Below are 11,243 nucleotides of genomic sequence, written 5' to 3' on the forward strand. Positions count from 1 at the left end.
GAGGGGCGGCGCTCGCTCTATCGCCGTTCCATCCAGCGCGATACGAGGCTGGCGATGCGCCGCATCCGCGGGCCGTACGGCGGATAGTAGAGCGGCCCCAGCCCCAGCTTTCCCATCCGCAGCACGGCGCGTTCGTGCGAAAACGCGCGGAACCCGGCGTAGCCGTGGTAGCTGCCCTGCCCGCTTTCGCCCACGCCGCCGAACGGCAGGTCCGGGTTGGCGAGGTGGCACAGCACGTGGTTGATGAGGGTGCCGCCCGCCGTGGTGTTGCGCAGCACGTGCCGGGTGGTGTCGCCATCCTCGCTGAAGAGGTACAGCGCCAGCGGCTTGCCCCCGGCGTTCACCCGCGCCAGGGCCTCGTCCATGGCGGAATAGGTGAGCACCGGCAGCACCGGCCCGAAGATCTCCTCGCGCATCACCGGCGCGTCCGGGTCCACCCCCGCCAGAATGGTGGGCGCCAGGTACCGCTCCTCCGGCGCGCGCTGCCCGCCCGCCACGAGCCGCGCCCCCGCCGCGATCGTGGAATCCAGCGCCGCCGTCAGCCGCTGGAACGCGCCGTCGTCGATGATGCGCGCCAGCGACTCGCTCGCCTGCCGCGCATCGTCCGTGGCGCCGTAGAAGCGGTCCAGCGCGGCGCGGGCGCCGGTCAGAAAGGTGTCGGCGTCGCGCTCGTGCACCAGCACGTAGTCGGGCGCCACGCACGTCTGCCCCGCGTTCACGAACTTGCCCCACACGATGCGCTCCGCCGCCAGCGCCAGGTTCGCCGAGCGGTCCACGATGGCGGGCGACTTTCCGCCCAGTTCCAGCGTCACGGTGGCCAGGTGCTCCGCCGCAGCGCGCATGATCTTGCGGCCGACCGCGGTGGAGCCGGTGAAGAAGATGTGGTCCCAGGGCAGGGTGAGCAGCGCGTCCGCCGTGGGAATTCCGCCGGTGACCATCGCCACCTCGTCTTCTGGAAACGTTTCCGCGATGATGCGCGCCATGGCGGCGGCGGTGTGCGGCACTTTTTCCGACGGGCGCAGCAGGCACACGTTCCCCGCCGCAACGGCAGCGACCAGCGGGCCGAACAGGAGCTGGAAGGGGTAGTTCCACGGCGCCAGGATGAGCACCTGGCCGCGCGGCTCCATCTGCACGCGGCTGGCGCCCCCGGTCAGCAGGGCGGGGGTGGCCACGCGGCGGGGGCGCATCCAGCGCCGCAGGTGGCGGATGGTGTGCGCAATCTCCGCCAGCACCAGCTGGATTTCGGTGATCTCGAACTCTGCCTCGTGCTTGCGGAAGTCGGCGTGCACGCCGTCGTACAGCGCCTGCCTGTGGCGGATGATGGATGCCCGCAGCGTCTTGAGCCGCGTGATTCGCTCCGCCGCGGTGGAGGTGGCGATGCGCCAGCGGCTGCCGCGCTGCAGCTGGAACAGCCGCCGCGCGCGCTCGATCTCCTGCTCGTCGGTGGCGGACTCCGCACGGGGGGATTCCAGGATCTGCGTCACGGGGCGGCGGTGGCGTGGGGAATCGTCATCGTCCTCATCCCTGCAATCTGCGGACGGGGAGACTGCGGGGCCAGCATTCCGGGCGCGTCCCTCCCGCTCAGTCCGGCGCGTCTTCCATGCCCGAGCCAGACTGGCTGGCCCACAGCCGGCGGAAGCGGCCGCCTTCGCGCGCCATCAACTCGTCGAACGAGCCGGATTCCACCCGCCGCCCGCCCTCCAGCACGTGAATCACGTCCGCGTCGCGCACGCTGGGGAGGCGGTGCGTGATCAGCAGGATGGTGGTGCGGCCGTGGAGCGCACGGATGGCGTCACGGATGCGGCGCTCGTTCTCCGTATCCAGCGCGCTGGTGGCCTCGTCCAGAATCAGCAGGGCGGGGCGGCGCAGCAGCGCGCGGGCCAGCGCCAGCCGCTGCCGCTCGCCGCCGGAAAGCCGCACGCCGCGGTCCCCCACCGTGGTCTGCAGTCCCTGCGGCAGCGCCGCGACGAACCCGTCCGCGGCGGCCAGCCGAAGGGCCTCCCACACCTCGTCTTCCGTCGCTTCTGGGCGCGCCCAGCGCAGGTTGGCCAGTACGGTCTCGTTGAACAGCACCGTCTCCTGCGCCACGTACCCGATCTCATCCCGCCACCCGCGCAGCCACTTGGCCTCCAGCGGCCGCCCGTCCACGGTGATGCGCCCGGCGCGCGGCGTCACCAGTCCCATCATCAGGTCCGCGACGGTCGTCTTTCCCGATCCGGAGGGGCCTACCAGCGCCGTCGTGCGGAACGCCTGGACGTCCACGTCGAGCCCCGCCACCGCGTCCGGCGCGCCGGCGTCGTAGGCGAAGGAAACGGATTCGAATCGCACGGTTTCCGCCAGCCGCACGGTACCGTCCGGGGGCTGCAGCCCCTCGCGCTCCGCCTCCAGCGCCTCGATGCGCGTCTTGAGCGCTTCCCACGCGGGGAGGTCGCGCGCGATCATCTGCCAGGTGGTCTGCAGCTGCGCCAGCCGCGGGACGAGCCGGTAAAAGACAAAGATGAGCAGCAGCACCGTGGCGCCGGTCACGTTCAGCAGCGCGAGCGCGGCGTACGCCACCACAGCCAGCAGCGCGGCCGACCCGGCCAGAAAGACGGCGCCGGCGTCGGCGTAGGCGCGCCAGCCGCGCAGCCCCATCTCCATGGATGCCGTGGCCGCCTCGCCGAAGTGCCGCGCGTTGCGCTCCTCCGCGCCGTAGCTCTTTACCACCTTGAGCGCGCCCAGGTGCTCCGTGGCGGCGGTCGATACGGCGGAGCTGGCCGCGGTGAGCCCCTCGCCTGCGGTGCGCGAGGCGCGGCGCAGCGGGCGCAGCACCGCCATCAGAATGCCGCCGGTCACCAGCGCCACGGCGGTCACGGGCGCGGAGATCCGCAGCGCCACCGCGAGATAGGCGAGCGCGAGCAGCGTATTCACCACAAAGGTGACCGCGAACCCCGCGGCGCTCCCCACGCGGTCCGCTTCCGTCGTCAGCCCGCTCAGCAGTTCCGAGCCCCGCATGCGCGCCAGCGGCAGCCAGCGCGCCTCCGTGAGCGCCGCGTACAGCCGCGTGCGCATGGCGTGCGACGCGCTGAACTGCATGCGGTGCCCCACCAGCGCCTCCGCGCGGCGCACGACCGCCTGTACCACGGTGATGGCGACAAAAAGCGACAGCACCGCGCCCGCGCCGGGGTGGACGCCGACCGAGAGCAGGCCGCGCTCGATGGCGTGCGACACGCTTCCCGCCACGCCCGGCCCGGGGCTGATCCCCGCGATGCCCAGCAGGGGGATGAGCAGAAGGACGCCCGCGGCCTCCGCGGCGGTCAGCAGCAGCGACAGCCCGGCGGCCGCGGCCACCTGCCGCGGCATCTGCCGCACGAGTTCGCGCGCAAAGGCCAGCATGGGACGGCGGCTCATCCGCGCCGCCCGGGTGCGTAGCGAAGCGCCAGCCGGAGCGGGCGGACGGCCCGGTACAGCGGCGCCAGGGCGTCCGGCAGCCGCAGCCACCCCCAGTCTTCGGGCGTGGGGGTGAACAGCCAGTGGGCGGCAAACCGCAGCCGGTCTGCCCGGGTGTCGCGGAGGCGCAGGTTGAATCGGAGGTTTTTCGCCACGGACGAGTCGTTCGCGGCGCGGGTGAACCAGAGCGAGCGTGCCTCGTCCGCCAGGGCGGGGACGTCCGCGTCCGCCGCGGCGGCGTGCGCGACGGTGGCGGGAATGGAGAGCGCGAGGGCGGTGGATGCAAGGTGCAGGGCCAGCAGAACCGTCCGCCCCGCGCCGATGCGCCAGGCTCGCTCGCTGACCTTGCTCAGGTCCAGCCCCGTGCGCGCGGCGAGCGCCGCGGCGGAAACCAGCCATTCCAGCCGCGCCCAGCGGTGCTTGGCCCCGTGTACGCACAGCGCCAGGAACAGGTCGTCATCCGCCAGCGCGCGCACGGTCCCGCCGCCGACCGCTACCGGCTGGGCGCGGCGCATCAACACGTCCGTGGGGAGGCGGACGCGGAAGCGCGCGGACGAGACCTGCGCATGCACCTCCACCAGGGCGCCGGTGACGGGGTGGTGCAGGGGATAGTCGCCGTCCACCGCGCGAAAGCGTCGGTTCTGCGCGGGTGTGAAGGCGTACGACGACTCGTATCCCGCCACGCGTAGCACGGCGAGCGCCGCGTCCACCTGCGCGGGAGACACCAGCAGGTCCAGGTCCGAGTACGTCCGCAGTCCGGGGTCGCCGTATGCGCGCACCGCCAGCGCAGGTCCTTTGTACGCCACCGCACGGACGCCCTCCGCCTCCAGTGCGCTCAGCAGGCGCCGCAGTTCGGCCGAAAGCCGCAGCGCCTCTCCCGCGTTCCGCTCGGACGCGGCGCGCAGCCGGTCGCGCACCTCGGCCGGGACGCCCTCCATCCCGTGCAGCGTGCGCGTGACGACGGGCAGCAGCCGGTTGCGGCCGGCGAGCGCCATCCACCCATCCCAATCCGCCACGCGCGCGACCGCCTCGGGGACTGCATCCGCCGCGGCCGGATCCACCATCGTTCGGGCGCAGGCCAGGAGGAGCGCCTCCTCCGCGCCCTCCGCACGATCGCGGTCAACGCGCACAGGTCCTCATCGCCAATGCGGAGCGAAGACCGAGTGATGTGCGGCTACGCAGGACGGGAGATCGGTGGAGGCGCGGCGCGATCCCGGGAAACGGGAAAGGCGCCCGCGCCAGAAAAGGCGGAGCGCCATCAAAAGCGACGAAGCCGGATGCGGAGCCCGACGGGTCCGGCATCCGTCCCGCGGGAGGATGCACGATACGCGTGTTCAGCCGTCCGTAGCGGGTTCCAGCAGCCCGCGCTCCATCAGTTCGTCCATCAACGCAAGCACGTCGCGCTCGGCGGTCTGCGCATCCACCTCGTATTCCGCCACCAGTGTGTCCCGCAGTTCGGCCACGGTGCGCGGCTCCTCCAGCAGCGACCAGAGCCGCGCGCCCACGGGATTGAGCCCGTAGTACACACCATCCCCCAGGTGCAGGATGACGGCCTCGCCCTCCAGTTCCGTGGAAACCTGGTCGCGCGCGGCCACCACGCGGGTGGTGGCGTCCAGCGCGCGCGGGGTGCGGCCGGGGCTCACCGGAAGGCGGCGTCCACGCCGGCGTCCAGCCCCGACGCCAGCGCGATGCCGATGGCGGTCAGCACGCCCGGCGGATCGGCCAGCACGGCCATCGGCGCCTGGTCCACGTACCGGTTGTACGCCTGGAACGCGGCCCGCCAGCGGTCGCCCAGCACGCGGCGGCCGCGCGCGTCCTGCACCACTTCCGGCGACACGAACAACCCCTGCAGCGCGCGCACCAGCACGCTCGCCGGGTCGCCCTCCACCCCGGGCGCGCCGCCACGCAGCGCCCTGAGCAGCGGCGCGGGGTCGGACTCCGTCTCGCACAGCAGCAGAAACGCGGTGTCTCGTTCCGCGGGGCCGACGCGCAGGCGCGCAGGCCAGTCGCGCGGGTAGGCCAGGCTGTCGCCCGCCAGTTGCGCGCACACCACCGCAGCCTGCGCGCGCACCGCGTTGGCCACGGCCCGCGAGCGGAACACGATCTGGTTGTTGCTGCGGCCGAAGATGGCGTTTTCCAGGTCACGGAAACCCATTCCCGCCAGCTCGCTCCCGGTCACCACGGGGCCGCGCTGGTCGGAAAGAAAGGGCTGGGCCGCGAGCGGCGACGTGAGGGCCGCGGCCGCGACGAGGCAGGCGATCAGGATGCGCATGCGAAAGCTCTCCAGGTTCATCAAAAGGCGCTGCGGAGCGACATGCCGTAGCCCACGGCCAGAATGAATCGTGCCCCGTCGCCCGCGGTGCCCAGCACGTCCGCCAGGCCGGGGGTGATAACGAACGGCATGCCGCGGATGGGCGTGAACGAGGCCGCGACGTCCAGGTCCTGGCCCGTCCAGTCGGCCAGCAGGGAGACGGGTTCGATGACGCGCACCCCCGCGGACGCAAAGACGTTCACGCCCTCGCGCCGGTTGCGGATGGCGTCTTCCGTGCGGAAGCGGCCGTTGCCCACGCCCACGGTGAGCAGGGCGGCGTTCAGCGGCGCGTCGGGGTCGTCGCCGCGGCGCACCAGGTGGCTCAGCGCGCCGAAGTAGCTGCGCTCAGTGTCGTACTCGCCCCAGAGCGCCGCGTTCTCCACGCCGACGGCGATGGCGGATTCGTACGGAAGCGCACGGTGCAGCTTGGCGCTCACGGAGCCGGTTTCAAACGGGCCGGCGCCGCGGATGGTGGAGTACGTGGTGAGCGCGAACTCGGCCGCGATCACGTCACGCGACCCGATGCCGATGCCCACCGCCGCACCTGCATCCGACTTGGTGGTGTAGCGCGTCCGGGCCTGAAAGGCCGCGCCCACAAAGATTTCGCCGACATCCAGCCCCAGGCCGGTCGGCGTGCTGATGCTGCCCGCGGGGCCGGGGCGGATCACGTCGCGCACCGCCAGCGACCGCAGCCGCAGCAGCGCCTGGTTGCGCTTGGCCAGCCGGGGATCAGGATCGGGCTCCCCGCCCGCCACGCCCGCGCCCGGCACGGCCGGTGCGGAGATGGCCCCCGGCGTGCCGGACGGAGTGCCCGGCGCGCCGCTTGCGCCCTGTGAACCCGCGGGGGAGCCGCTGTACGGCGCGGAGATCGTGTCCGTCCGCACGATGGCGACGCTGCCTGGCGTGCTCCCCGCCGCCGTCGAGCCGTTCGCGGGAACGCTTCCGGCGGTCACGACGACGCCGTTCGCGGGAACGCTGCCGGTCGTCGCGACGGAGCCGCTGGCCGGCACGCTGCCGGTGGTCACGGCCGCGCCGCTCGCCGGAGTTCCGGTGGCCGTGACGGACGCGCTCGCTGGGACTCTGCCCTGGACTGCGACGGATGCGCTCGCGGGAGTGCTGCCCGAGACTGTGACGGATCCGCTCGCGGGAGTGGTGCCCGAGCCTGCGGTGGATCCGCTCGCGGGAGTGGTGCCCGAGACTGCGGTGGATGCGCTCGCCGGAGTGGTGCCCGAGGCCGCGGTGGATGCGCGCGCGGGAGTGGTTCCGGGCGCGGCGGCCGATGCACTGCCCGGCGTGCTTCCGCGGGATACGGCCGCTCTGCTCGCGGGCGTCGTTCCCGCGACCGCGACGGAACCGCTCGCCGGGGTCGTTCCGGAGGGCGCCGAGGATGAACCGCCCGGCGTGCCCCCTTGCGCAGCGCCGTGAGCGGCCGGGACCGATCCAGCCGCCGCGACCGGTGTGCCTGCCTGGCGCGGCTGCGGGCGCGACCCGGCCGATGCCGGACGCGGGCGCCGGGCCGGGGGTGCCACGGGGGCGCACGGATCGGCTTCCTCGGCCCTCGCGGGCGGCGTATCGCTCTGCAGGCCGTGGACGTAGCGGATCCCGAACCGCGCCGCGTCGCAGCGGGCAAACGTCAGCGCAGCGTAGGGAGCGGGAGCGGCATCCGGAGATCCGGCGGCCAGCGCAAGCACAAACAGCGTGTAGGCAGAAATGCCCATGAGCGGTCAGCCGGGGGAGGGGGGCGGAGCGGAGTGCGGGACAGTCCCTGCGGGGAACTACCGCAAACTACAGTCGCAAATCAACTTGGGCAATATGCAGGGTTTTCGCTGGATGCACAAGCCTGATACGGATTGCTGTATCAGTCATTGGACTTCTCCGCCGCCGCCGCATACGTTGCGGAGCACTCGCGCCATTCCTTCAGCCGCTGGACCCATGCGCCGAATCTTTCTTCTTCTGATCCTGACTGTGCTGGGCGCCGTTCCCGCTGCCGCGCAGACCGCCTCCGACATCTCCGTGCGCCCGGGCGACCAGATCCGCATCGCGGTGTGGAGGCAGGCCGAGTTCACGGGCGACTTCAACATCGGCCCGGACGGCACCATCCAGCATCCGCTGCTTGCGGAGGTGCGCGTCGTGGGCTCCACGCGTGCGGCGATCCGCGAGCAGATCCTGCGCACGCTGCAGCGGTACGACCGCGATCCGCAGTTCGTGTTCGATTTCCTGTACCGCGTGGGCGTGAGCGGCGAAGTGCGGCTGCCCAGCCTGTATACGCTGACCCCAGAAACCACGCTGCCGCAGGCGCTTGCCGCGGCGGGCGGCCCGGCCGAATCGGCGCGGCTGGACCAGGCGGTGCTGCTGCGCAACGGACAGGAAACCGTGATCGACCTGCTGCGTCCCACGCCGGAGGTCGCGGCGATGAAGATCCAGTCCGGCGACATTCTCCGCATCCCGCGCCGCACGCAGCGCCTGCGCGAAACGGTGAGCTTCGGGTCCAGCATCATCGCCGCCGCCGCGTCGCTGGCGGGCGCGTTCCTGATCCTGCGGCAGAACTAGGTCTGGCGGGCGGAAACTGCCGGGCAGGGCGGTTCGAATGGATGGCGCGGCTACGCGCGGGGAGGGTTCGACGCGCCCCCTCTCTTCACTCGGGCGAAGGGGAGCCCTGGTGCGCGTCCGCGGCTGTGGCCCTCACCCCGCGTGCTGCGCACGACGACCCTCTCCCACGAACGGATGTGGGAGAGGAGCACACCCCAGAACCGCGCGGAACTCCGGATCGCACACGCAGTTGAAGCCCCGATCGTGGACGCGTCAGCGGCCACGAGTCGGGGCTTGCCGCTTTCAGAGCGGCGGATTCATCCGCTCAGGAGGGCGCGCGGCCGCCCAACAACCGCCGCCCGCGGGCTTTCCGCCGCGTGCAGGTTAAGTCCCTCCGTCCGTGTGGGGGGACTTTCCGCCGTTGTTGCGGCGGATTCATCCGCTCACGACACCCTGCGGCGGCGCCCGATCCACCGAAGAACAGAACGGCCCTCCCGGCGATCGGGAGGGCCGTTCGTCATCCATCAACCTCCGCCGTCAGGAGCCGCGTTCCATCTCCGAGGCCACCTCGCCGCCCAGCAGAATCACCAGCGAGGTGACGTACATCCACAGAAGCAGCACGATCACCGTTCCCAGCAGCCCGTACGTCTTGCTGTACGAGCCGAAATTGCTCATGTAGAACCGGAAGGCCAGCGACGCGAGCACAAAGATGACCGTCACGATGGCCGAGGCCTTGAGCAGCGTCTTCTTGCAGCCGGACTGGTCCTTGAGCGGCAGCACGTAGTAGATGAGCCAGAACGTGGCCGTGATGAGCGCGAACGCCAGCGGAATCTGCGCGATTCCCCAGAGCACGCGTCCCGTGTCGCCCAGTCCCATGGCGTCCGCGATCTTGCCGCCGCCCAGCAGCACCGCGCTGCCGGCCAGGAACAGGATGGCGCAGGCAACCAGCATGCCGACCGCGACCGCCTTCTTCTTGACGAACGAGCGCTCCGCGGGAACGGAGAACACCTGGTTGAGCGTGTCTTCCAGCGTGGAGAAGATGTTGCTGCCCGCCCACAGCGCCAGCAGCAGGCCGATGGACAGCGGCCCCGGCGCGCTCTTGTGGACGATGTCGTTCACGAAGTCCGTCACCAGCCCCGACGCTTCGGCGGGGAGCGAACTGGTGAGCTGCGTGGTGAGCCAGTCGCCCGTCTTCTGCCCGCCGATGAGCCCCGTGAGGCCGAAGATGGCCATGATCACGGGAGGCAGCGAAAGGAAGAAGTAGTACGCCACCTTGGCGGCCTGGTTGCTCAGGTCGTCGGCGCTGAACTCCTTCATCACCCGCTTCCACAGCGGTGCGTGGCCGGGCAGGCGCTCCTGCTTCTTGCGGGCGCGGTCGATGTCCTTCTTGTCGAGCCCCTTGGTGTCGGCCTCGCTCCAGGTGCGCGCGGCCGGCCCGGGAAGCGGGGCCGGCTCCTCCGATCCGCCGCCCCGCGTGGAGCCGGCGGACGAGGCCCCGCGGCCGCCGCTTCCGGCGGAGGACGCCCGGTCCGCCGTTCCGCCGCCGGCAGCGCCGCCGTCGCGCGAGATCGGCCGGCCGAGCGCGTGCGCCGCGGCGCCGTCGCCGGTGGCGTGGCCGCCCAGCGCGCTCTTGAGGCCCGAGACCTCGCCCTTTGCCCACTGGCCGGTGTCGCGCAGCGAGCTGATGGCCTGCTCGGGCGCCAGCCGCGTCTTCTTTGCGTCCTTGATGCCCAGCATGGCCAGCACGCCACCGGCGATGAGCAGCACCAGGCCCACGATGAGGGCGCCCAGCGCGTAGCGGTCGCCCAGCAGGTCTCCCACGAAGGCGACCAGGGCCGCGAGCAGCACCAGCCCGCCCAGCCCGGCCAGAATGGCGCCGATGACGATCTTGACGGCGTCGCGCGCCACGGCCGTCACGTTCTGCTTGACCTCGGTGCGTGCGAGCGCGATTTCCTGGCGCACCAGCGCGGACGCATCGTTGCTGAGGTTCCGGAAAAGCTCGCCCAGCGACTGCGTGTCCTGCGGGCCGCCGGCGGTGCCCGGATCGGGAACGGAGGGGCGGGTCGGCGTGTCCATCATCTCTGTCGTTGACCGGTTTTTGACGAAAATCCGAACCGCGGGGCGGGGGCAACCATCGTGCCCGTTGCCTGTGCACGCACTTTGTAGCAGATTCCAGCTGATACCGTCCCCACCTCTCCGCGCCGGAGGGAGGATGAAAAGGGTTTCGCAGATGGCGGCCGGCGTCGTTCTGTTCCGCGACAGCGAGGACGGGCGGCGCTACCTTCTGATGCGTTCCGCGTTGACCAGGCGTCCCATCTGGGAGTTTCCCAAGGGCGGAGTAGAGGCCGGGGAAACCGACGAGCAGGCCGCGGTTCGCGAACTGTGGGAGGAGGCGGGAATCGGGGAAACCCGCATCACGCTCTTCGACGGGTTTCGCGAGGAGGAGCGGTACGTGTTCACCCAGGGCAAGGGCGAATCGCGGACGCTGATCGTGAAGCGGGTGATCTACTTTCTCGCGAAGACGGACGAGGAACGGGTCACCATTTCGCGTGAGGCCGAGGAATACCGCTGGGCCACGTACGACGAAGCCATGCGCCTGCTGCGCTTTCCCGGCAAGCGGTTCGTGCTGGAGGCGGCGGAGGTGCTGCTGTGCGCCGATGGCCGCGGCCGCCCCGAGCGGCCCGCGGGCTTTGCGCGCCCCGACGCGCCCGCCGCCCCCGCGGAGAGCGCCCGGGCCGTCATTCCCATTTCCGTTCCGGGCACCTGAACCTCGGTTCGGCATTGCAGATCGCCCCCGCCTGACATACCTCGTCAGGCGGGGGCGATTTGTTTGCCGGCCGTGGAACTGCTGGAAATCAATCTCTAACAGAGGCACAGAGACACAGAGACAAATCTCCTCTGTGTCTCTGTGTCTCTGTTAGAGCCAGTCTTTTTCGACGGGAAGCACGCGGGTGCGTGCGCTTCCCTCACAACC

10 protein-coding genes are annotated in these 11,243 nt (G+C 71.4%); 3 read left to right on the top strand and 7 right to left on the bottom strand.

Annotated features, from left to right (window positions below; translation table 11 throughout):
• Nucleotides 1-17: 17 nt before the first annotated feature.
• From VF665_RS23710 to VF665_RS23735, 6 genes are all read right to left on the bottom strand, one after another.
• Nucleotides 18-1,484, bottom strand: a complete 1,467-nt coding sequence (locus VF665_RS23710; protein WP_331055962.1) for an aldehyde dehydrogenase family protein — start codon at nucleotides 1,482-1,484, stop codon at nucleotides 18-20.
• 97 nt (nucleotides 1,485-1,581) lie between these two features.
• A complete protein-coding gene (locus VF665_RS23715; RefSeq protein ID WP_331055963.1) occupies nucleotides 1,582-3,390 on the bottom strand; it encodes an ABC transporter ATP-binding protein in 1,809 nt (602 codons plus the stop codon).
• On the bottom strand, nucleotides 3,387-4,559 hold the full coding sequence (locus VF665_RS23720; RefSeq protein ID WP_331055964.1) for a nucleotidyltransferase family protein: 1,173 nt from the start codon (nucleotides 4,557-4,559) through the stop codon (nucleotides 3,387-3,389). Before VF665_RS23720 ends, VF665_RS23715 begins: the two co-directional genes overlap by 4 nt.
• Before the next feature lie 204 nt (nucleotides 4,560-4,763).
• Nucleotides 4,764-5,072: a PqqD family protein gene (locus tag VF665_RS23725; protein ID WP_331055965.1), complete on the bottom strand. Its 309-nt coding sequence runs from the start codon at nucleotides 5,070-5,072 to the stop codon at nucleotides 4,764-4,766.
• Complete coding sequence (locus VF665_RS23730) at nucleotides 5,069-5,701, bottom strand: hypothetical protein (protein WP_331055966.1); 633 nt, start codon at nucleotides 5,699-5,701, stop codon at nucleotides 5,069-5,071. The genes VF665_RS23725 and VF665_RS23730 overlap by 4 nt, the downstream gene beginning before the upstream one ends.
• A 20-nt stretch (nucleotides 5,702-5,721) precedes the next feature.
• Nucleotides 5,722-6,510 (bottom strand): hypothetical protein, encoded by a 789-nt coding sequence (locus tag VF665_RS23735; protein WP_331055967.1) that lies wholly within the window; start codon nucleotides 6,508-6,510, stop codon nucleotides 5,722-5,724.
• Nucleotides 6,511-6,523: 13 nt separating this feature from the next.
• On the opposite strand from VF665_RS23735, the gene VF665_RS23740 reads away from it, so the two are divergent.
• Nucleotides 6,524-7,165, top strand: a complete 642-nt coding sequence (locus VF665_RS23740; protein ID WP_331055968.1) for a hypothetical protein — start codon at nucleotides 6,524-6,526, stop codon at nucleotides 7,163-7,165.
• A 507-nt stretch (nucleotides 7,166-7,672) separates the two neighbouring features.
• Nucleotides 7,673-8,290, top strand: coding sequence for a polysaccharide biosynthesis/export family protein (locus VF665_RS23745; protein WP_331055969.1), 618 nt, complete (start codon nucleotides 7,673-7,675; stop codon nucleotides 8,288-8,290).
• Nucleotides 8,291-8,806: 516 nt separating this feature from the next.
• Here the strand turns inward: VF665_RS23745 and VF665_RS23750 are convergent.
• Nucleotides 8,807-10,345, bottom strand: a complete 1,539-nt coding sequence (locus tag VF665_RS23750) for a YhjD/YihY/BrkB family envelope integrity protein (RefSeq protein ID WP_331055970.1) — start codon at nucleotides 10,343-10,345, stop codon at nucleotides 8,807-8,809.
• Between the two features lie 136 nt (nucleotides 10,346-10,481).
• Here VF665_RS23750 and VF665_RS23755 point away from each other — a divergent pair, with 136 nt between their 5' ends.
• Nucleotides 10,482-11,036 (top strand): bis(5'-nucleosyl)-tetraphosphatase, encoded by a 555-nt coding sequence (locus tag VF665_RS23755; protein WP_331055971.1) that lies wholly within the window; start codon nucleotides 10,482-10,484, stop codon nucleotides 11,034-11,036.
• The last annotated feature ends 207 nt before the right edge of the window (nucleotides 11,037-11,243 follow it).

Source organism: Longimicrobium sp. (assembly GCF_036387355.1).
GTDB lineage: Bacteria > Gemmatimonadota > Gemmatimonadetes > Longimicrobiales > Longimicrobiaceae > Longimicrobium.

Excerpts from the sequence above, each read along its gene's own strand:
- VF665_RS23730 (WP_331055966.1), bottom strand. The coding sequence starts at position 5,701 with ATGCGCATCCTGATCGCCTGCCTCGTCGCGGCCGCGGCCCTCACGTCG.
- VF665_RS23745 (WP_331055969.1), top strand. The coding sequence starts at position 7,673 with ATGCGCCGAATCTTTCTTCTTCTGATCCTGACTGTGCTGGGCGCCGTT.
- VF665_RS23715 (WP_331055963.1), bottom strand. The coding sequence starts at position 3,390 with ATGAGCCGCCGTCCCATGCTGGCCTTTGCGCGCGAACTCGTGCGGCAG.
- VF665_RS23750 (WP_331055970.1), bottom strand. The coding sequence starts at position 10,345 with ATGGACACGCCGACCCGCCCCTCCGTTCCCGATCCGGGCACCGCCGGC.
- VF665_RS23755 (WP_331055971.1), top strand. The coding sequence starts at position 10,482 with ATGAAAAGGGTTTCGCAGATGGCGGCCGGCGTCGTTCTGTTCCGCGAC.
- VF665_RS23740 (WP_331055968.1), top strand. The coding sequence starts at position 6,524 with ATGGCCCCCGGCGTGCCGGACGGAGTGCCCGGCGCGCCGCTTGCGCCC.